This window comes from Terracoccus sp. 273MFTsu3.1 (genome assembly GCF_000383675.1).
In the GTDB taxonomy this organism is placed as follows: domain Bacteria; phylum Actinomycetota; class Actinomycetes; order Actinomycetales; family Dermatophilaceae; genus Terrabacter.
This window is the reverse complement of sequence record NZ_KB911820.1, coordinates 760,188-778,635: the sequence shown is the minus strand read 5'-3', so window position 1 is coordinate 778,635 and position 18,448 is coordinate 760,188. Positions and strand designations below refer to the sequence as shown.

General features: G+C 71.7%; 21 protein-coding genes. 12 read left to right on the top strand and 9 right to left on the bottom strand.

The window, feature by feature from the left end; translation table 11 throughout:
- Positions 1-34: 34 nt before the first annotated feature.
- From H283_RS23945 to H283_RS28020, 3 genes are all read right to left on the bottom strand, one after another.
- Complete coding sequence (locus tag H283_RS23945; RefSeq protein ID WP_020142152.1) at positions 35-715, bottom strand: PH domain-containing protein; 681 nt, start codon at positions 713-715, stop codon at positions 35-37.
- Positions 716-842: 127 nt separating this feature from the next.
- Entirely contained in the window at positions 843-1,166 is a 324-nt protein-coding gene (locus tag H283_RS0103585) for an SHOCT domain-containing protein (RefSeq protein WP_043647934.1), read from the bottom strand.
- Positions 1,163-1,612 (bottom strand): DUF6325 family protein, encoded by a 450-nt coding sequence (locus H283_RS28020; RefSeq protein WP_196805898.1) that lies wholly within the window; start codon positions 1,610-1,612, stop codon positions 1,163-1,165. The genes H283_RS0103585 and H283_RS28020 overlap by 4 nt, the downstream gene beginning before the upstream one ends.
- A 130-nt stretch (positions 1,613-1,742) precedes the next feature.
- Between H283_RS28020 and H283_RS0103575 the strand changes: the two genes are divergently transcribed.
- The 3 genes from H283_RS0103575 (at position 1,743) to H283_RS0103565 (ending at position 5,746) form a co-directional block, all read left to right on the top strand.
- A complete protein-coding gene (locus tag H283_RS0103575) occupies positions 1,743-2,882 on the top strand; it encodes an AI-2E family transporter (RefSeq protein ID WP_020142149.1) in 1,140 nt (379 codons plus the stop codon).
- A gap of 165 nt (positions 2,883-3,047) precedes the next feature.
- Positions 3,048-4,136 carry an SGNH/GDSL hydrolase family protein gene (locus H283_RS0103570; RefSeq protein WP_020142148.1) on the top strand — a complete coding sequence of 363 codons (1,089 nt, stop codon included), beginning with the start codon at positions 3,048-3,050 and terminating at the stop codon, positions 4,134-4,136.
- Positions 4,137-4,189: 53 nt separating this feature from the next.
- The gene (locus tag H283_RS0103565) at positions 4,190-5,746 is read left to right on the top strand and encodes an NAD(P)/FAD-dependent oxidoreductase (protein ID WP_020142147.1); all 1,557 of its coding nucleotides are present in this window, start codon (positions 4,190-4,192) and stop codon (positions 5,744-5,746) included.
- Between the two features lie 3 nt (positions 5,747-5,749).
- Here the strand turns inward: H283_RS0103565 and H283_RS0103560 are convergent, their stop codons facing one another.
- Together H283_RS0103560 and H283_RS0103555 are read right to left on the bottom strand one after the other, a co-directional pair.
- On the bottom strand, positions 5,750-6,337 hold the full coding sequence (locus H283_RS0103560; RefSeq protein WP_020142146.1) for a DNA-3-methyladenine glycosylase I: 588 nt from the start codon (positions 6,335-6,337) through the stop codon (positions 5,750-5,752).
- Between the two features lie 9 nt (positions 6,338-6,346).
- Complete coding sequence (locus H283_RS0103555) at positions 6,347-6,925, bottom strand: GNAT family N-acetyltransferase (RefSeq protein ID WP_020142145.1); 579 nt, start codon at positions 6,923-6,925, stop codon at positions 6,347-6,349.
- Positions 6,926-7,067: 142 nt separating this feature from the next.
- Between H283_RS0103555 and H283_RS0103545 the strand changes: the two genes are divergently transcribed.
- Together H283_RS0103545 and H283_RS0103540 are read left to right on the top strand one after the other, a co-directional pair.
- Positions 7,068-7,559 carry a DUF4385 domain-containing protein gene (locus tag H283_RS0103545; protein WP_020142143.1) on the top strand — a complete coding sequence of 164 codons (492 nt, stop codon included), beginning with the start codon at positions 7,068-7,070 and terminating at the stop codon, positions 7,557-7,559.
- 101 nt (positions 7,560-7,660) lie between these two features.
- A complete protein-coding gene (locus H283_RS0103540; RefSeq protein WP_020142142.1) occupies positions 7,661-8,155 on the top strand; it encodes a CAP domain-containing protein in 495 nt (164 codons plus the stop codon).
- Between the two features lie 11 nt (positions 8,156-8,166).
- Here H283_RS0103540 and H283_RS0103535 read toward each other — a convergent pair whose 3' ends face one another.
- Positions 8,167-8,685 (bottom strand): putative immunity protein, encoded by a 519-nt coding sequence (locus H283_RS0103535; RefSeq protein ID WP_020142141.1) that lies wholly within the window; start codon positions 8,683-8,685, stop codon positions 8,167-8,169.
- Positions 8,686-8,763: 78 nt separating this feature from the next.
- Between H283_RS0103535 and H283_RS0103530 the strand changes: the two genes are divergently transcribed.
- From H283_RS0103530 to H283_RS0103520, 3 genes are read left to right on the top strand one after another with little or no spacing between them, the layout of a single operon-like run.
- Positions 8,764-9,081, top strand: coding sequence for a helix-turn-helix transcriptional regulator (locus H283_RS0103530; RefSeq protein ID WP_020142140.1), 318 nt, complete (start codon positions 8,764-8,766; stop codon positions 9,079-9,081).
- Entirely contained in the window at positions 9,078-9,599 is a 522-nt protein-coding gene (locus tag H283_RS0103525) for an SRPBCC family protein (RefSeq protein WP_020142139.1), read from the top strand. The genes H283_RS0103530 and H283_RS0103525 overlap by 4 nt, the downstream gene beginning before the upstream one ends.
- Positions 9,599-9,979 carry a VOC family protein gene (locus H283_RS0103520; RefSeq protein ID WP_020142138.1) on the top strand — a complete coding sequence of 127 codons (381 nt, stop codon included), beginning with the start codon at positions 9,599-9,601 and terminating at the stop codon, positions 9,977-9,979. The genes H283_RS0103525 and H283_RS0103520 overlap by 1 nt, the downstream gene beginning before the upstream one ends.
- 37 nt (positions 9,980-10,016) lie before the next feature.
- Here the strand turns inward: H283_RS0103520 and H283_RS0103515 are convergent, their stop codons facing one another.
- Positions 10,017-11,528: an HNH endonuclease signature motif containing protein gene (locus H283_RS0103515; RefSeq protein ID WP_020142137.1), complete on the bottom strand. Its 1,512-nt coding sequence runs from the start codon at positions 11,526-11,528 to the stop codon at positions 10,017-10,019.
- A 144-nt stretch (positions 11,529-11,672) separates the two neighbouring features.
- Between H283_RS0103515 and H283_RS23940 the strand changes: the two genes are divergently transcribed.
- The 4 genes from H283_RS23940 to H283_RS0103500 are packed head-to-tail and all read left to right on the top strand — an operon-like array spanning position 11,673 to position 17,363.
- Complete coding sequence (locus H283_RS23940; protein WP_020142136.1) at positions 11,673-12,536, top strand: phosphatase PAP2 family protein; 864 nt, start codon at positions 11,673-11,675, stop codon at positions 12,534-12,536.
- Positions 12,537-12,578: 42 nt separating this feature from the next.
- Positions 12,579-13,445, top strand: a complete 867-nt coding sequence (locus H283_RS27520) for a hypothetical protein (RefSeq protein ID WP_156022940.1) — start codon at positions 12,579-12,581, stop codon at positions 13,443-13,445.
- A gap of 5 nt (positions 13,446-13,450) precedes the next feature.
- Entirely contained in the window at positions 13,451-15,673 is a 2,223-nt protein-coding gene (locus tag H283_RS23935; protein WP_020142135.1) for a glycogen debranching N-terminal domain-containing protein, read from the top strand.
- A gap of 10 nt (positions 15,674-15,683) precedes the next feature.
- Positions 15,684-17,363, top strand: a complete 1,680-nt coding sequence (locus H283_RS0103500; protein WP_020142134.1) for an FAD-dependent oxidoreductase — start codon at positions 15,684-15,686, stop codon at positions 17,361-17,363.
- A gap of 22 nt (positions 17,364-17,385) precedes the next feature.
- On the opposite strand, the gene H283_RS0103495 is transcribed toward H283_RS0103500, so the two are convergent.
- Both H283_RS0103495 and H283_RS0103490 read right to left on the bottom strand, forming a co-directional pair.
- The gene (locus H283_RS0103495) at positions 17,386-17,679 is read right to left on the bottom strand and encodes a hypothetical protein (RefSeq protein ID WP_020142133.1); all 294 of its coding nucleotides are present in this window, start codon (positions 17,677-17,679) and stop codon (positions 17,386-17,388) included.
- Between the two features lie 89 nt (positions 17,680-17,768).
- On the bottom strand, positions 17,769-18,392 hold the full coding sequence (locus tag H283_RS0103490) for an FMN-binding negative transcriptional regulator (RefSeq protein WP_020142132.1): 624 nt from the start codon (positions 18,390-18,392) through the stop codon (positions 17,769-17,771).
- Positions 18,393-18,448: the final 56 nt, after the last annotated feature.

Below are 18,448 nucleotides of genomic sequence, written 5' to 3'. Positions count from 1 at the left end.
CGCGCCTGCCGTGCGGCAGGGGACGGCGACGGGCTCAGAGCGACTGGTCGCTGCCGTCACCGAGGTCGCGCGGGCGGCGACGCTCCTCCGCGAGCTCGGGCCGCTCGGGCCGCTGGCGTGGGATCGCCGTCGTGTCCTCGCTGTAGCCGTCGTCGCCGGCCGCGAAGGCCGGGTCCGAGCCGGGGGTGTCGACCGTGCCGCGGCCGTGGGTGCGCCGCCGCAGGTCGTCCTCGTCGATGAGGCGGTTGATGAGCTGCTGGACCTCGTTGCTGCGCGGGATGTTCGTGAGGTTCTCGTCGGGGCTGTCGCCGGCGGACTCGATGTGGAGCGAGCCCGCGCCGATGATCCGGTCCATCACCGTCTGCTGGAAGCTGACGTCGGTGATCTTCGAGAGCGTGATGTCCTTGCCGTTCTTCGTCAGGATGCCTCGGCGCACCATGACGCGGTGCGAGGTGATGACGTAGTGGGTCGTGCGCCAGCGCAGGTAGGGCACGAAGACCGCCGGGACGGCGACGAGGACGAACACCGCCACGGCGATCCACTGGATCCGGTTGCCCGTGTCGTCGTCGGGGGTGGCTCGGGCGACGGTGATGCAGGCCGCGGCCAGCAGCAGGCCGAAGATCGTGGGCACGACGACGGTGAGCCAGTGCGGGTGCAGGTCGCGCTCGACCTTCTCTCCCTTGGCGAGCACGTTCTCCGGGAAGCCCACGGTCATCCTCCTGCGTCACGGTCTCGTCGGACACCGTCGGTCACCTCGTCCGACACGAGTACGCGTTCAGCCTAGGCCGAAGCACGACCGCGGGCGCGCCATGACCGGTCCGGCGCGCGCTGTGTCGTCGGACTCAGCCCAGGATGCGGGCCTTCTGCTGCGCCAGCTCCTCGTCGGTCAGGATGCCCTGCGCGTGCAGGGCCGCCAGGCGCTCGAGCGAGCTCAGCATGTCGTCCGTTGCGGACGCGACCGGCGGGGGCGGCGGGGGCGGCGGGGCCGTCTGGGCAGCGGTCGCCTGGGCCTGCTGCTGTCGGAAGGCCTCGGCGTCCGCGGCCTGCTGTGCCTTGGCCTGCTGGCCCTGCTGCACCTTGCCGCTCACCGCGGTGGCGGTGCCGGCCACGACAGCCGTACGGGCCGCCACACCCAGCAGACCGGGCCGGCCCCTGCGTCCCCTCATGACCCCTCCTCGTTCGACGCGATGGCGCTGAGCGCCAGCTCGATGTCCTCACGCGGCAGGCGTTCCAGGACGAGCAGCCGCCCGTCCAGCTCGCGCACCTCGGCCGCGATGTCGGCGGCCCACGCGTTCTCCCAGGCGATGACGAGCACCGTCGTGCCCGGGTCCATCTCGGCCGCGATCGCCAGCGCGTCCTCCTCACCGACGAGATCGGGCATGACCGTCGGGAAGCCGAGCAGCTCCTCGGCGCCCTCGGGCGACTCGGCGTCGAACATCCGCACGCTGCCGTCGTCGTCCTTGCGGACGAGGAGCACGTCGAGCACCCGGACCGCGCCCTTGTCGACGGCTCGCGCCACCGCGTCGCGTATGCCGTCCTGCCGCAGCTCTCCGCGGAAGCCGATGACCGCCAGGTCCACTGGCCCGATCGGCCCTGTCGTCGCAGTCGACATGGGACTCCTCCCGGTTCGTGGCGGAGTCGCGACCGGCACCGCTCGCCTTCATGCTCCGGGGTGCCCGCGCCGGGGGCATCACCCCGACGGGGTGACGCCCGCCGTGCGCCCCGGTGGTGACATGACAGGCATGAGCGGAACGGACGTGCCGAGGGCGGGCGACCCCGAGGCTCCGGTCCCCGAGGCTCCGGTCCCCGAGGCGCCGTCCGGGATCGCTCCGGCGATGCGAGCGGTTCCCGCGATGCCGCGTGGGGTGCTCATCCTCGTGGCGCTCGCGGCCGGCTTCGTCGTCGCCTTCGGCATCCACCTCGTCTCGGGCATCCTCGGGCCGCTCTTCCTCGCCCTCGTCCTGACCATCGCGGCCTTCCCGGTGCGCAACGCCATGGTCAGGCGCGGGCTGCCCCACTGGCTGGGCACGCTCGCGGTCGTCCTCGCGATCTACGTCGGCATCGTGGGGCTCGCCCTGCTCGTCGTCGTGTCCGGCGCCGAGCTCGCGGGCCTCCTGCCCCAGTACGCCGACGACCTCGCGGCCCTCGTCGCCGACGTGACCGACTGGCTCGCCGCTCGCGGGGTCAAGCCCGAGCAGACGCAGGCGATCGCCTCGTCCTTCGACCTCGGGCGCGTCAGCGCGCTCATCACGTCGCTGCTCTCGGACATCCTGTCGCTCGTGACGAACCTCGTCTTCGTCCTCGCGCTCGTGCTCTTCTCCGCGATGGACGCCCGGGGCTTCTCCGAGACCCTCACGACCCTCCGCACCGAGCGCCCTGCGTTCGTGTCGGCGATGACGTCCTTCACGCACGGCACCCGCCGATACCTCGTGGTGGCAACGGTGTTCGGGGCCATCGTCGCCGTCTTCGACACCATGTTCCTGTGGCTCGTCGGGGTGCCGGGCGCGCTCCTCTGGGGCCTGCTCGCCTTCATCACGAACTACATCCCCAACATCGGCTTCGTCATCGGTCTCGTGCCACCGGCGATCCTCGCGCTGCTCGAGGGCGGGTGGAGCCTGTTCGCCCTCGTCGTCGTGGTCTACAGCGTCATCAACCTCATCATCCAGTCGGTCATCCAGCCGAAGATCGTCGGCGACGAGGTGGGCCTCTCGACGGTCGTGACCGTCCTGTCGCTCGTCGTCTGGTCCGTGCTGCTCGGCGGCATCGGCGCCGTGCTCGCCATCCCGCTGACGCTGCTCGTCAAGGCCCTGCTCGTCGACGTCGACCCCCACGCGCAATGGCTCGGCAGCCTTCTCGGGGACCGTCGCGAGGCGCCGTCCTGACGAGCCGGAGCGTCCGGCTGCCGTTCGGCTCGCGGGTCGGGCACGGTACCCCTACTGTCCGGTAGCGGGACGTGTGACGCAGGGCACAGCGTGGCCGGCGGCCGGCGCCCCGGCAGGTTGCAGTGCTCGGCGTCAGCAAGCCTTCCACCCACAAAGGAGTGTGTCGTGAAGAGCAGGTCCGTCATGTCATCCACCCGCCGGCGTGCCCTCGGGGCCGGTCTCTCCGCCCTCGTCGGAGCCGGAGCCGCCCTCGCCCTCGGCGCCCCGGCCGTCGCCGCGGGCACGGGCTACGTCGCCCTCGGCGACTCCTACTCCTCGGGCACCGGGACCCGGACGTACATCAGCGACGGCACGTCGTGCCAGCGATCCGTCTACGCCTACCCGTCGCTCGACGCCTCGGCCCTCGGGCTGGCACTGACGTTCCGCGCGTGCTCCGGCGCGACGGTCGCCGACGTGACGAACACCCAGCTGTCCGCACTGTCGAGCACGACGGCATACGTCACCATCTCGGTCGGCGGCAACGACGCCGGCTTCGCGAGCGTCCTGACGACGTGCGCGCAGCCGAGCTGGCTCAGCAACTGCAACGGCGCCATCGACACGGCCCAGGGCACCATCAACAACACCATCCCGGGGCGCCTCGCGACGCTCTACTCCTCGATCCGCGCCAAGGCCCCGAACGCCCGCGTCATCGTCGTCGGCTACCCGCGCATCTTCAACGGCGAGGACTGCAACGCCTTCACGTGGTTCTCACCCACCGAGGAGTCGCGCCTCAACGCGACGGCCGACCTGCTCAACTCCAGGACGGCCAGCGCCGCGGCCAACGCCGGGTTCACCTTCGTCAACCCGACCTCGAAGTTCGTCGGGCACGCCGTGTGCGACAGCGTCGAGTGGCTCAACGGCCTGTCCAACCCGGTCGGCGAGAGCTACCACCCCAACGTCGCCGGTCACCGGGACGGCTACGCCGTCGTCACGAAGCCCGCCTTCGGGCTCGCCCTCAAGCTGTCGGCGTCGCAGGCCGAGGCCAAGGCCACGGCATCCGCCGACTCCCTGGCCCGGGACGCGAGGCGGTATGCGGCCGTCGACCGCACGATCACCCCTGAGCGCTTCGTCGCTCCCGACCTCACGACGCCCGCGGCCCGCGCCGCCGCGGCCCGCGCCGGGGTCGACCTGAACAGCCGCGCGAGCATCGACGCCGCCGACCGGCTCTACTCGGCCCGTCAGGACGCCGCGAGGAGGTCCGCGGCTCAGCGGTGAAGCAGTGGTGAGGTCGTCGGGCGTCGCCCGGGCACGGCACCTAGTCTGACCGGGTGCGCTACGACGACATCATCATCGGGGCCGGTCACAACGGCCTCACGGCCGCCGCCTACCTGGCCCGCGCGGGAAGGACCGTCCTCCTCCTCGAGCGATCGGACCAGGTGGGCGGCGCTGCCGTGTCCGCCCGGGCCTTCGAGGGGGTCGACGCGCGGCTGTCGCGCTACTCCTACCTCGTCTCGTTGCTGCCGCGTCAGGTGCTCACCGACCTCGACCTCGACCTGCGGCTCATCCGGAGGCGGTTCTCGTCGTACACGCCGGTCCCGTCGGATCCCGACCGCGGCCTCCTCGTCGACCACGGTGACGAGGAGGCGACGCGCGCCGCCTTCCGCGCGCTCACCGGCGGGGACCACGCGTACGCCGGGTGGAGCGACTTCTACGGCCGGATGGCCGACGTCGCGGCGCGCGTCTTCCCGACGGTCCTCGAACCGCTGCGCTCGCGTGACGAGGTGCGTGCGCTCTCCGGCGACGCCGACCTCTTCGACGCCCTCACGACGCGTCCCATCGGCGAGCTCATCGAGTCGGTCACCGACGATGACACCCTCCGCGGCATCATCGCCACCGACGCCCTCATCGGCACCTTCGCCTCGCTCGGCGAGGCCGACCTGCGTCAGAACGTCTGCTTCCTCTACCACCTCATCGGTGGCGGCACCGGTGACTGGGACGTCCCCGTCGGCGGCATGGGAGCACTCACGGACTCCCTTGCGGCAGCAGCGGTCTCGGCCGGCGCGACGATCATCACCGGCGCCGAGGTCACGTCCGTCGACCCCTCGACGGGCGAGGTCGCCTGGTCCGGCGGGAGCGCCGGCAGTGGCAGCGCCGTCGGTGGCACCCTCGTGGCCGGTTGCGCGCCCACCGTCCTCAACCGCCTCCTCGCGGCTGCGGGTGCGGCACCGGTCGACACCGAGCCCGACGTCGAGGGCGCGCAGCTCAAGGTCAACATGCTGCTGACGCGCCTCCCCCGCCTCCGCGACGCGGCCGTCGACCCGGCCGCAGCCTTCGCCGGCACCTTCCACATCAACGAGGGCTACGGCCAGCTCGAGCGGACGTATGCCGCCGCGCGCGACGGGCGCATCCCGGACCTGCCGCCGTGCGAGATCTACTGCCACACCCTCTCGGACCGCTCGATCCTCGGCGCGGAGCTCGCCGCGACGGATGCGCAGACGCTGACCCTCTTCGGCCTGCACCTGCCAGCCCGCCTCTTCCGCGCCGACAACGAGACCGCGACGAAGGAGGCCCTCGCCGCGACCCTGCGCTCGCTCGACTCGGTGCTCGGCGAGCCGATCGAGTCGGTGCTCGCCCGCGACGGCAACGGCAACCCCTGCATCGAGGTCAAGAGCCCGGTCGACCTCGAGCAGTCGGTGGGCCTGCCCGGCGGCAACATCTTCCACCGCTCGCTGCAGTGGCCCTGGGCCGAGCGGGACTCCGAGGTGGGCACGTGGGGCGTCGAGACGGCATACGACAACGTGCTGCTAGGCGGTGCGGGGGCCCGGCGCGGAGGCGGGGTCAGCGCGATCCCCGGCCACAACGCGGCCACGGCGATCCTTCGCTGAGGGCTAGGCGGGCCAGACGCCCGAGCTGCCCCGCCGGTGGCTGCCCATGAGGTGGGTGTCGACGATGCCGACGGCCTCCATCAACGCATACATCGTCGTGGGGCCGACGAAGGCGAAACCCTTCTTGCGCAAGGCTTTGGAGAGCGCCTTGCTCTCGTCGGAGACGGTCGGCACCTCGGAATGGTCCTTCGGGCGCGGGGTGTCGGCCGGCTGGAAGCCCCAGACGAAGTCGACGAGACCGCCCTCGTCGCGCAGCGCGATCGTGGCACGGGCGTTGGTGATCGTCGCCTGGATCTTGCCGCGATGGCGGATGATGCCGGCATCGCCGAGCAGCCGCTCGACATCGGCCTCCGTGTAGGTCGCCACGACGTCGGGGTCGAAGTCGGCGAAGGCCGCCCGGAAGTTCGGGCGCTTGCGCAGGATCGTCGCCCACGACAAGCCGGCCTGGAAGCCCTCGAGGCAGATCCGCTCGTAGAGGCCTCGCTCATCGCGGATCGGCACCCCCCACTCGGTGTCGTAGTAGTCCATGAGCAGAGGGTCCACGGAGGCCCACGTGGGGCGGGCGAGCCCGTCAGCACCAACGACCGTCATGCCGCGACCCTAGGACAGCGACCGGCGCATGACGACGCGGGGGAAGCCGCCGGAGACGGAGGTCGTCTCGGCTGCCTTGGCGAAGCCCGCCCGCTCGAAGAGGGCCCGTGTGCCGACGTACGCCATCGTGAGGTCGACTTTCTTCCCGCGGTTGTCGACGGGGTATCCCTCGACGGCCGGGGCGCCACGGTCGCGTGCGTAGTCGACGGCGCCCTCGAGGAGCGGCAGGGAGATGCCGCGGCCGCGGTGGCCGGCGCGGACCCGGATGCACCAGATCGACCACACGGCGACGTCGTCGACGTGCGGGATCTTCGCCGAGCGGGCGAAGGGCAGCTCGGAGCGCGGCGCCAGCGCGGCCCAGCCGACGACCTCGTCGCCGTCGTAGGCGAGCACGCCGGGGGCGACCGGGCGACGCGTCAGCTCACGGACGAACTCGCCACGCTCGGGGCCGACGAGTCCCCTGCTCGTCCTCGAGTCGAGACGGTGGCTCAAGCACCAGCACACGGTCGAGGACGGGTTCTTCGGCGCGAGCATCGTCGCGACGTCGTCGAACCGCGCGAGGGTGGCGGGTCGCACGTCGAAGGTCATGACGTCGACGCTAGCCACGGGTGGTGACGATGGCTCCGACGGCGCGCGGCTCAGCCCGTCGTCGACGCGACGACGACGAGCACGGCGACGGCCTGGGCGGCGACGATCGCGCCATCGCTCCGACCCGCGACAGAATGGGCGCGTGACGCCGGACCCGTATGCCGGACTCGACCTCGAGTCGCTCGACCTGCGCGCGCATCCCGAGAACTACCGCGTCGGCCGCGGCGAGCAGGGCGTGCTGCGTGTGCAGCCCTACAAGGACGAGCTGCTGCCGCTGTGGCGGTTCCGCACCGCCGAGGTGGCCCGCGAGAGCGCTGCGGCGATCCGCTCCCGCTTCGACGAGTACGTCGCGGCCGGTGATCTCGTCGGCGCCGACATGGCGCGCAAGTTCCTCCAGATGGGCTACACCCGGGCTCGCCGCTACGCGAACCACCCGGGAGGCCGCAAGTACGACGGGCCGGTCCCCGACAGCCGGCGTGGGAGCGGCGCCCACGGTCGGAGCGAGCTGCCGCGAGGACCGGAGGACCCGGAGAAGGCCGCGGCGGCCCAGGTGTTCAAGGCGGCCTGGGACGCCGTCGAGGAGGTCACCGCGTACACCGACTGGCGAGCGGACCACCGGGCGCGCCACGGCTGACGCGTCTGCGGGTGGTTGGTTTGTCCGTTTTGTCGACAAGCGGCCGCTGTCCTCCGTACCGTGGCTGGACGGCATACGCCCGCAGTCACCTCGGAGGACCCATGCACCCCGCCAGCACTCCCACCCGCACCCGCGTCGGCCTCGTCGTCGCGGCTGCGGCCGCGCTCGCGGTCACGCCGGCGATCGGCTCGTCGCAGCCGGCCGAGGCGGCGACGGTGAGCGTCCAGAACCAGGTCATCCAGCTCGTCAACGTGCAGCGGGCCAAGGTCGGGTGCCGCGCCCTCGTGCTCGACGCGCGGCTCTCGCGAGCGGCCCAGGCGCACTCGATCGACATGGCGAAGCGCCGCTACTTCTCCCACACGAGCCTCGACGGACGCACCTTCGCGCAGCGCATCCGGGCCCAGGGCTACACGGGATCGATCATCGGCGAGAACATCGCGGCCGGCTACCCGACGCCCCAGGCCGTCATGGACGCGTGGATGAAGAGCCCGGGACACAAGGCCAACATCCTCAACTGCCGCTACACGGCCATCGGGGTCGGCTCGGCGGTCGGCGGGCCCTACCGCTACTACTGGACGCAGGACTTCGGCGGCTGACGACAGGCGACTCAGTCGTCGAAGACGTGCCAGCAGATGGCGCTACGGCGACGCTGGTCGTCGAGCACGAGGTCACGGATGTCGGCGGGCAGCTGCTCACGCTGCCAGTCACGTTCGGCCAGCCGGGCGCGCTCGGCCTCCCCGCCCGGCGCCGCCGCGCTGACCGCTCGGATGGCGTATGCCGCAGCGCCCAGCTCGTGCGCGGCGACGTGGGCCACCGCGACCGCCTGCCCCACCGACAGTGCCGCGAACTTCACGGAGTCGTCCTTGCCGCGGCCGGCAGCGTTGGCCTGGAAGGCTGCCCGGTGCGCATCACGCATCGGCGCCTCGCCCCTGATCCACGCGCGAGCGACCTCCATGGCATCCTGCGGACGGGTGTCGTCCGGGAGCGCGGACTCGAAGAGTGGCAGCACGTGCGTGGCGCACACGAGGGCCCACTCGGCCAGGAGCCGGTGGTGCTCGTCCGTCAGCGTGCCTCCGCGTCGGATCGTGATGAACCGCGGATCACGCTGGGCGGGCAGGATCGGCACGCCTCGTTCCTACCACGGAGCGTGGCTCTCGGGTTTATTACCCTTGCGGGTACATAACTGATTGGGTACATTCATGGCATGGACGCGGTGCTGCAAGCCTTGAGCGACCCGAGCCGACGCACGGTGCTGGAGATCCTGCGCGACCACCCGGCGACCGCCGGTGAGCTCGCCGACGCCCTGCCGATCGCCCGACCGGGCGTGTCCCGGCACCTGCGGGTGCTCCGCGAGGCCGGGCTCGTCGACGTGCGCCAGGAGGCGCAGCGCAGGATCTACAGCCTGCGCCCGGAGCCGCTCGTCGAGGTCGACGAGTGGCTGGACGGCTACCGCACCCTGTGGCAGAACCGGCTCGATGCCCTGCACACGGAGATCGCACGAGGAAAGAAGGCACGGAAGTGAAGATCATCGGCACGATGCGCGCCCTCGACGACACCCGCGGCGCGGTCCGCGTGGAAGACGTCTACGACACGGACATCGACGACCTCTGGGAGGCGTGCACGAACCCCGATCGGCTGGCCCGGTGGATCGCCGAGGTCTCCGGGGACCTGCGAGTGGGTGGGACGGTGCACGCCATCTTCACGAGCACGTGGACCGGACCGGCGACGGTCGAGGTCTGCGACGCGCCCCACCACCTGCTGCTCACGACCGAGCCGGGCACCGACGACGAGAGCCAGATCGAGGCCTGGCTCACGGCCGAAGGTGACCAGACCCGACTCGTCGTCGAGGAGCGCGGCCTGCCGGTCGGCCAGCTTCACTTCTACGGGGCAGGCTGGCAGGTGCACCTCGAGGACCTCGCGCGGTCACTCGCCACCGGAGGCCCGGCCCACGAGAGCGGCTGGTCGTCGGAGGCAGCCGCGCCCGCGTGGCAGGAGCGCTGGACGGCCCTGACCCCCGCCTACGAGAGCCCGGAGCGCTGATGTCCGGGACGATCCGCTTCGACGGGACCACGGTCAACGCTCCCGACGCCCTGGCGCTCGCGCACTTCTACGCGGAGCTCACCGGCGGGGTCGCCAAGGGCACGTCGCACTGGGCCGCCGTCAGCACCGGTGGCGCGCTCATCGCGTTCCAGCAGGTCGAGGACTTCGAGCCGCCGACCTGGCCGGGCGGGTCCGCGCCGATGCAGCTGCACCTCGACTTCTTCGTCGACGACCTCGCCGAGAGCGGCGCGCGGGCGACGGCAGCCGGGGCCCGGCTCCTCGAGGTCCAGCCGAACGACCACTGTCGCGTCTACGCCGACCCGGCAGGCCACCCGTTCTGCCTCTCCACGTGGGTGGGCCAGCAGCTCTTCGACCGCTGAGCGGGTCGCGCCGACGAGAACCGCGCCTGCATACAGGTCAGGTCGGGGTGAAGTCGACGAGGTGCAGGTGCAGGGTGCCGCCGGTGGCGGCGGGGTAGCGCCGCCCGAGTCGGGCGGGTGGTCTGCGCCGGTCCGGCTGTTCTGGCGGCTTCTGCTCGTCGGGGTCGGGGGCCGGGGCGAGTCGGGGTGCTTGTCGGGGTGGTCTCTGGGGTGGGCCGATGAGCAGGCCGGTGTCGGTGTGGAAGGTCAGCCCGTCGGGGCGGGTGGGGTCGCCGGTGATCGTGAGCTCGCCGCGGTGGTGTCCGTCGTGGTGGAACGGACAGAGGGCGAGCAGGTTGCCGGTGTCGGTGGGTCCGCCGTCGCGCCAGTGGGTCAGGTGGTGGATCTCGAGGTGATGGGTCGATCCGCAGCCGGGGAAGCGGCAGCCGCGGTCGCGGTCCAGGACCAGGACGCGGGTGCGGTGCGGGACGACGCGTTGGGTGCGCCCGACGTTGACGGGGTGCCCTTGTGTCTCCCAGACGGGGGTCAGGGTGCCGTCGCAGGTGAGGCCGTTCACGATGGTCTGGGGCAGGCGGGGTCGTCCGGTGAGCCAGCCGCCGTCGGTGTCGAGGTGGACCTGCACCCGGTACCGCGCCCGCCGCGCAGCGCCACCCGAAGTAGCACCACCCGCCCCGCCCGTTCCGTCGATGCCTGTCGTGGCGGCGTCGAGGGAGCGGGTGGCCAGCACGACGAGGGCGTCGGCCCAGGTGACGCGGGGCCGGCCGCCGTCGGTCTCGCTCCACGTCGGGTGCAGCACGTCCCCGTTCAGGACCCGCCGCTCCTCGTCGCTGACCTCGCCATGGATGTCGGTGCTGAGAATGTGGAAGAGGTGGTCCTTGGCCTCGGCGAGCGCGGCTTCGACGAGGGCGCCGACCTCGGCGGGGGCGTCGTAGCGCAGCCGGAACCGTCCGTCGGTGTCGAGGCCCATGCTCAGGTGCGCCGGCTCGACCGGCACCGGCTCGCGCCCGACCACGACCCTGCCCGCAGCATCCTCACCGCCCGCAGACTCCTGCGCACCCGGACCGTCCGCGCTGCCCCCACTGCTTTCGTCGGGTGGGATCTCGCCGGGCAGGCCGCGGCCGCGGTCGTCGACGCTGTCGGGCTGGAGGGTGAAGTCGTAGCGGGTGACGGTGCGCTGCAGCTGGGTCACCGTCGCGTGCTGGGCGAACTGGGCCACGCTCGTGTCGAACGCGGCCGGGGTGTGCCGGGCCACGACCGCGGCCTGGTCCAGGCTGATCCGTCCCTCCCGCAACGCCGCGACGGTGTCGGGCAGCTCCAGCGCCCGGCGGGCCAGCAGCACGATGGAGGCCGCCTGGCCCCGCGACAGCCCCGCCCGGAGCATCAGCCAGTGCTCGGGCGAGCGCAGCCCCGCCGCCTGCCACGACCCGTCCGCGAGGACAGCGACGAGGAGGTCGACGAGCCGGGCGTGCGCGTCGTGCAGGTCGGCGGCCAGGGACGCGACGTGGTCCCAGTCCCGCTCGATCTGCTGCACGCTCCGACTCTGCTCCATACCCTCAATCGTACACGTGTTCGAATTGACGTTCAAGAGTCGTCCACACGAAAACGACTGTCCCACAATGGTTTACGTCTCAATGGGACGTGCCGCACGGCATACCACTGCGGCCGGACGGCCGCTCATGGGTAAGGATGGGGCATGCCAGAGCTCACGCGCCCGCAGACCCCGGACGACACGATCGGGGCGCGCGACCTCACCGCCTGGCACACCCGCTTCGGCCGGTGGCTCGTCGACGTCTTCGCCGCCCTGGCCCGCCTCTCACGCCCCGCCGCACGGCGCGTCGCCTCATGGTCCTCCGCCCACGTGGCATTCGTCGTCTTCGCCGTCATCGCTCTCGTCGTCATGGTCGCCCTCGTCGAGGGCATCGAGACGGTCTACGAGGGTGTCGTCGGGCGCGATGGGCTGACGGCCGTCGACCAGCCGGTGCTCGATGCGGCGATCACGCTCCGCTCCCCCGCACTCGACTCCGCCGTGACGGCCTTCACCGACGTCGGGGGTCCGGTCGGCATGCCGATCCTCGCCCTCGTCGCCGTCGCGATCATCACGTGGCGTCGTCGCCGGTGGACGCCGATCGTCCTCACCGTCATCGCCGCGACCGGGTCGCTCGCCATGACGATCGTCGGCAAGAACGTCGTCGACCGCGCGCGGCCACCGGCCTCGCTCGCCGTGCCGCCGCTCGAGGTCTCGCCCTCGTTCCCGAGCGGCCACACCCTCAACGCCACGGTGCTGACGACGATCGTCGTCTACCTCGTCCTCATCGAGACGACGGCAGCCTGGCAGCGCACTCTCGCGATCACGCTCGGCACGATCTTCGTCCTCACGATGGGGCTCTCCCGTGTCTTCCTCGGGCACCACTGGCTCACCGACGTGCTCGCCGGCTGGCTCATCGGCCTCGCCTGGGCCCTCGCCGTCATCACCGCGCACCGCCTCTGGCTCACTCTCCGGCTCACACGGAACAGTGCTGAGGCTCCTCAAGCACAGACGCGACCGGATGGCACATAGGCTGCAGGGAGAAGTCCACGAAAGTGACACCTGGGAGGGCACATGAGCGCGCTAGATGCCGATGATTCCGGATGGCGTCGTTTGGCGCTGTACATATTGGTAATGGCAGTAAGCGTTTTGGCGCCCGGCGCAATAGTTCTGTCGCTCTTGATCCTCTGGCTTTCAAGGACTCAAGCTTTCCAAATCCCAACCATCTCGAAGGCCCTAGAAGGAAGCACTTCTTTCGGTTCGCTATTTCTTGCCGGCGCTGTCGGCCTAAGCTTTATTGTCGGTTACACGGCGCGCGCTCTAGGGTTTAGGATCATCAGAAGCATAGAGACTCCGCCGACGACCGGCGACAAGCGACTCCCGAGAGCCCTCAAGTCGGTTAGTTCACGGATGGCGAAGAAGATCTTCAAGACTGCGTTGCAGGGCGACACTTGTGAAGGTGCTCAGGTTTCGCTGAAGAATGGCTTTGGCGCCGCAGCGTGTCAGGACGCCCTGCGACTCCACCCCGCGTTGGGACTGATTCTAAATCCGACTCAACCTTCCGCTCTCCTTCGACACAGAGATTTCGATGAAGCTTTCGTCTACGCCAAACTATGGCTTCGCCGGATGGCGCCGCCTTTGAACATCGACTCTGTAGAGGTGGAAGTGAACATATTGTGCGCGAGCATAGTGCCGATCGCACTTTCTGGCCCAGTCATAGCTTCCGTCGTCGACGCACCGCTTTACATTCGCTGGCCCTTGGCCATTGCCAGCGCGCTACTCATCATCTATCTGGTCATAGAGAATGCATTGAATCTGCGAAAGTCTGAACGTTACGAGGCGTTCAGGAACCTGGTTGCTGATTGTGCGATGCGCCTCTCTGCCGAATCGTTTGCTGCGGTTGGCACATCAGGTACCGGTTCACCCGGCGCACAGGCTTGAGCCATATGAAGATCGACGAAGAGCTACACCCCCTGTCGACACCCCGGAGCCCCGCTCCATCAGGCGAGAACAACGCCCGACGATCCAAGCGCGACGCGCCGCTCCCCCCTCGCCAGCCCTGGCTGCACGAGCTGTCCATCGTCGTCGACGGGAACGCGACGGTGCTCTCGGACCGCTCGGGTGACGTGCGGCCCGGCACGAGCCAGGGGCTCTACGTCGACGACCGACGCATCCTCGGCACCCTGCGCCTCGAGGTCGCCGGCGAGACCCCGGCCTTCGTGGCCGAGCGCGCGTCGGGTGCCGGCGCCGACTACGCCGCAGCCGCGCGCGGGCTGGGCAACCCCGGCCCCGACCCGACCGTGGAGGTGCTCCGCAGCAGGCGCCTGCTCGGGTCGGGCGCCCGCACCCTCACCGAGCACGTCGCCATCACCTCGCGGGCCGCGCAGACGGTGCACGCTCCCGTGAGACTCGTCGTCGCCGGTGACGGTCTCGACATCGGCGCCGTGAAGTCCGGCCACCTCAGCGGTCCCGCCACCGCGGCCACCGCGACGGCCGACGGCCTCGTCCTCGCCGACGACTGGCACCGCACGACCGTCGCCCTCGAGGGGCTCCCGGCGGGCACCACCGTGGCCGTGCGGCCGGGAGACGACGGCTCCGTCGCGCTCGAGACGACGCTCGTCGTCGAGCCCGGCCGCACGGCCTCCGTCTGCCTCCGCGTCACCACCGAGCGGCTGCAGGCCTCCGCCTTCGACGCCGATCCCGGCTCCGACGCACTGGCCTGGGACGACGTGCGCGTCACCGCCCAGGACCACCGGCTCGCGCGCACGGTCGAGCACGGCCTCGACGACCTGCGACACCTCGTCCTGCGCGACCCGCTGTCGCCCGAGCACGTCTTCGCCGCAGCCGGAACCCCTTGGTACCTCACGCTCTTCGGCCGCGACTCCATCTGGACGGCACGCATGCTGCTGCCCTTCGGCACCGCGCTGGCCGAGGGCACGTTGCACACTCTCGCCCGACGCCAGGGCAGGACGCACGACCCCGTCACGGGCGAGGCGCCCGGCAAGATCCCGCACGAGCTGCGCCGCCACGTGCACCGCGACACGACCACGGGCATGACGCTGCCGCAGGTCTACTACGGCACCGTCGACGCGACCGCCCTCTGGGTCTGCCTGCTCGCCGAGGCGTGCGACTGGGGGCTGCCGCCCGAGCGGGCGCGCATCCTGCTGCCGGCCCTCCGGTCCGCCGTCGCGTGGCTGACCGGCGACGGCCAGCCCGACGACGACGGCCTGCTCAAGTACCTCGACACGTCCGGCACCGGCCTGGCCAACCAGGGCTGGAAGGACTCCGGCGACTCGATCCGGTGGCGCGACGGCACGGTCGCCGACGCCCCCATCGCGCTCGTCGAGGCGCAGGCGTATGCCGTCGAGGCCCTCCGCGCGGCCGCGCGCCTCCACCGGTCGCTCGGTGACGACGGCACCGAGGCCGACGCCGCCGGCGCCGCGGCGACGGCCCTCGAGGGCCGGCTGCGTGAGCGCTTCTGGGTCGACACCGACGCGGGCCACCACCTCGCGATCGCCCTCGACGGCGCGGGCCGAGCGGTCGACGGGCTCGGGTCCAACATGGGCCACGTGCTCGGCACGGGCGCCCTGACCCCGGCCGAGGCCGCGGCCGTGGCCGCGACCGTCACCGGCCCCGAGCTGCTCGACGACTTCGGGGTCCGCACCTTCGGCACGGGCAACGGCGGCTTCAACCCCATCGGCTACCACACCGGCTCGATCTGGACCCACGACACCGCGATCACGGCGATCGGCTTGTCCCGTGAGGGATTCGGCGCCGAGGCCAGCGAGGTCGCACGGACCCTGCTCGCGTCGGCCGAGGCCTTCTCCTACCGCTGGCCCGAGCTCTACTCGGGTCTCGCGCTGGCCGGCGCGCCGACGCCCTACCCGGCGTCGTGCCGGCCGCAGGCGTGGTCCGCCGCGTCCGCCGTCGCGCTGCTCACCGTGGCGCTCCGCCCGCGACCCGACGCGGCCACCCGCACGCTGCGTCTCTCTCCAGTGCGACCGGCTCCCTACGGGGCACTCCGCGTCGAGGGACTGCGATTCTGCGGCGGCCGCGTCGACCTCGCCGTCTCCGCCGACGGTGACGTCGAGGTGCTCAGCGCACCCGACGACGTCACGGTCGTCACGGACCGAGGCGACGGCATACTCCAGGAGGGCCGGGGCTCCTAGGATCGTCAGGGTGAAGCCGGCGATCATCCTCGTGTCCGAGACCCGCTGCGACGAGCTGCTCGACGAGTTCGGGCGCTACGCCCGCGACTACGAGCTGCCCACCGCGACCTCCGCCCACGAGGCGAAGCTGGCCGCGAAGCGTGTCGTCGCCGAGGGCGGCCAGGTGGCGATGTTCGTCACCGAGTCACGCCTTCCCGACGCCGAGGTGCTCGAGGCCTTCCACTGGTGGCGCTCGAGCGTGCCGACCGCGCGACGTGTCATCGCGGCCCACGTCTCCAGCTTCCGCGAGGACGCCGAGCGACTGCGCGGCGGCATGGCCAAGGGCAAGTACGACGCCTACCTCCTCGCGCCGCGGGGTGCGCGCGACGAGGAGTTCCACACCGCCATCTGCGAGCTGCTGTCCGACTGGGGCTCGACCGTGGCCGAGCCCGAGGTCGTGGCGGTTGCCATCGTCTCGCCCGTCGAGGACGCCCTGACCCTGAGCATCCGCGACTACCTCGACCGGATGGGCCTGCCCAACCGCGTCTACGCGCCCGAGAGCGAGAAGGGCCGGCACGTGCTCGCCCTCGTGGCGGCCGAGGGCGGCGAGCCGGAGTTCCCGCTCTTCATGGACCTCAACCAGCGGGTCGGCAGCGCGCGGAGCGTGCGCGACGTCGCGTCCGCCATCTACGGTCGCCCGGCCGACGTCGACGTCGACCGGGTCGTCGACGTCGCGATCGTCGGAGCCGGCCCTGCGGGTCTCGCCGCCGCCGTCTACGCGTCGTCCGAGGGGCTGAGCACCGTCGTGCTCGAGGCGGAGGCCGTCGGCGGACAGGCGGGCACGTCGTCGATGATCCGCAACGGCTTCCCGAGGGGCATCAGCGGTATGCGGCTCGCCCAGCGGGCGCGCAACCAGGCGATCCGCTTCGGCACGCAGTTCTTCTCCGGCTGGCCGGTGACGTCACTCGTGCCCGGCGAGGTGGATGCCGACGGCGTCCCCGCACCGCACCGCCTCCGCACCGAGGGCGGTGACCTGCTCGCGCGGGCCGTCGTCGTCTCGGCCGGCGTGAAGTACCGCCGCCTCGACGCCCCGGGCATCGAGCGCCTCGTCGGGCTCGGCGTGCACTACGGCAGCGCCATGACCGCGGCCCGCGAGATGGAGGGGGCCGACGTCGTCGTCGTCGGTGGCGGCAACTCGGCGGGGCAGGCGGCGATCCACCTGGCCCGCTTCGCCCGGACGGTCACGATCCTCGTGCGCCGCGCGACGCTAGCCGAGACGATGTCGAGCTACCTCGTCGGCGAGATCGCCTACAACCCCCGGATCTCCGTCCTCGCCTGCTCGGAGGTCGTCGAGGGCGGGCCGGGCGAGGAAGGCCGGCTCGGGTGGGTCACGGTGCGCAACACCGCCGACGGCACGCAGGAGAGGCGTGAGTGCCGCGGCCTCTTCCTGCTCATCGGTGCGGCGCCGCACTGCGACTGGTTGCCCGACGCGGTGGTCCGTGACGAGCGAGGCTTCGTCCTGACCGGCCGCGACGTGCCGCAGGACCGGTGGCGCGACGGCCTGCCGCCCGAGAGCCTCGAGACGACGGTCCAAGGCGTCTTCGCGGCGGGCGACATCCGCGCGGGCTCGATGAAGCGCGTGGCGTCGGCGAGCGGCGAGGGCGCCTCGGTGGTGCCGCTCGTGCACGCCTGGCTCGACCCGTCGCACTGACGGCCGGGCCGAGGACGAGCGGTCAGAGACGGATGAGCTGGCCGTCGCGGAACGAGTAGCGGTAGGCCGTGGTCGTGGCCGCCGGCAGGTTGGCCGGGTGAGCCGCGTGGTGGCGGTGCGGGTGCGGCGTCGGCGCGGACGCCGTGCGGACGGGAGTCAGGCCGCCGGCGACGCCTGCGGCGTGCGCCTCCCCGGCGCCCAGGGCCGTGGTGCCGACGAAGGCGACGGCGACGGCCGCGCCGGCGGCGCCGAGGCCACGACGGAGCGTGGCACGGAAGGTCGAGGGAGCGGTTCCGGGGCGGGGTGTCGTGTCCATGTCCCCACGTTCGCGTCGGCACCTGTGGGGCGTCTGTGCACGGGTGATGCGTCCGGCATGGGCTGGGCGGCGTTGTGCCGCAGAGGCGTTCAGCCCCGGAGGGCGCGCTCCATCTCGTCGGCCACCGCGAGCGCGGCGCCGGCACCCTCGGCTCGCATGCCGGCGATCGCTCCCTCACGGTCGGCGTCCGACCGGTTCTGGCTCAGCTTGGCCTTGCCCTCGACCGACTCGACGACGACCTCGATGCCGACGATGGCGCGCAACCGCCCGCGGACGTACTTCGGCGGGGCGTCGTCGACGGACCACGGCAGCTCGCGCCCGGACTCGTGGCGCTCGGTGAGCCGGGTGACGACGTCGAGCACCCAGTCGGGGTCGTCGTGGACGGTCATGGTGCCACGCAGCTGCACCTCGGTGTAGTTCCACGTCGGCACGACGCGTCCGTGCTCGGCCTTGGTGGCGTACCACCCCGGTGAGACGTACGCGTCGGCACCGCCCACGACGACGAGTCCCGGCGACCCGGGCGCGATGCGCGCCCAGTGGTCGTTGGCCCTGGCGAGGTGGCCGACGACGCGGTCGCCGTCGACGATGACGGGCAGCAGGGTGGAGTCAGGACGACCGTCGGGCCCGACGGTCACGAGGCGTGCGACCGGATGGGCCGCGAGAAAGGCCGTGACGTCGGGGTCGGCCATGGCGTTCGCCGTGGGCACGTACATCCTCCGATGGTGCCACGCACCCGCGGGGCGCAGACGCACGGAGCCCGCCGACGGGT

Excerpts from the sequence above, each read along its gene's own strand:
- H283_RS0103490 (WP_020142132.1), bottom strand. The coding sequence starts at position 18,392 with ATGTACGTGCCCACGGCGAACGCCATGGCCGACCCCGACGTCACGGCC.
- H283_RS0103495 (WP_020142133.1), bottom strand. The coding sequence starts at position 17,679 with ATGGACACGACACCCCGCCCCGGAACCGCTCCCTCGACCTTCCGTGCC.
- H283_RS23935 (WP_020142135.1), top strand. The coding sequence starts at position 13,451 with ATGAAGATCGACGAAGAGCTACACCCCCTGTCGACACCCCGGAGCCCC.
- H283_RS0103585 (WP_043647934.1), bottom strand. The coding sequence starts at position 1,166 with ATGAGGGGACGCAGGGGCCGGCCCGGTCTGCTGGGTGTGGCGGCCCGT.
- H283_RS0103515 (WP_020142137.1), bottom strand. The coding sequence starts at position 11,528 with ATGGAGCAGAGTCGGAGCGTGCAGCAGATCGAGCGGGACTGGGACCAC.
- H283_RS23940 (WP_020142136.1), top strand. The coding sequence starts at position 11,673 with ATGCCAGAGCTCACGCGCCCGCAGACCCCGGACGACACGATCGGGGCG.
- H283_RS23945 (WP_020142152.1), bottom strand. The coding sequence starts at position 715 with ATGACCGTGGGCTTCCCGGAGAACGTGCTCGCCAAGGGAGAGAAGGTC.
- H283_RS0103575 (WP_020142149.1), top strand. The coding sequence starts at position 1,743 with ATGAGCGGAACGGACGTGCCGAGGGCGGGCGACCCCGAGGCTCCGGTC.
- H283_RS0103560 (WP_020142146.1), bottom strand. The coding sequence starts at position 6,337 with ATGACGGTCGTTGGTGCTGACGGGCTCGCCCGCCCCACGTGGGCCTCC.
- H283_RS0103520 (WP_020142138.1), top strand. The coding sequence starts at position 9,599 with ATGTCCGGGACGATCCGCTTCGACGGGACCACGGTCAACGCTCCCGAC.
- H283_RS0103555 (WP_020142145.1), bottom strand. The coding sequence starts at position 6,925 with ATGACCTTCGACGTGCGACCCGCCACCCTCGCGCGGTTCGACGACGTC.
- H283_RS28020 (WP_196805898.1), bottom strand. The coding sequence starts at position 1,612 with ATGTCGACTGCGACGACAGGGCCGATCGGGCCAGTGGACCTGGCGGTC.
- H283_RS0103530 (WP_020142140.1), top strand. The coding sequence starts at position 8,764 with ATGGACGCGGTGCTGCAAGCCTTGAGCGACCCGAGCCGACGCACGGTG.
- H283_RS27520 (WP_156022940.1), top strand. The coding sequence starts at position 12,579 with ATGAGCGCGCTAGATGCCGATGATTCCGGATGGCGTCGTTTGGCGCTG.
- H283_RS0103540 (WP_020142142.1), top strand. The coding sequence starts at position 7,661 with ATGCACCCCGCCAGCACTCCCACCCGCACCCGCGTCGGCCTCGTCGTC.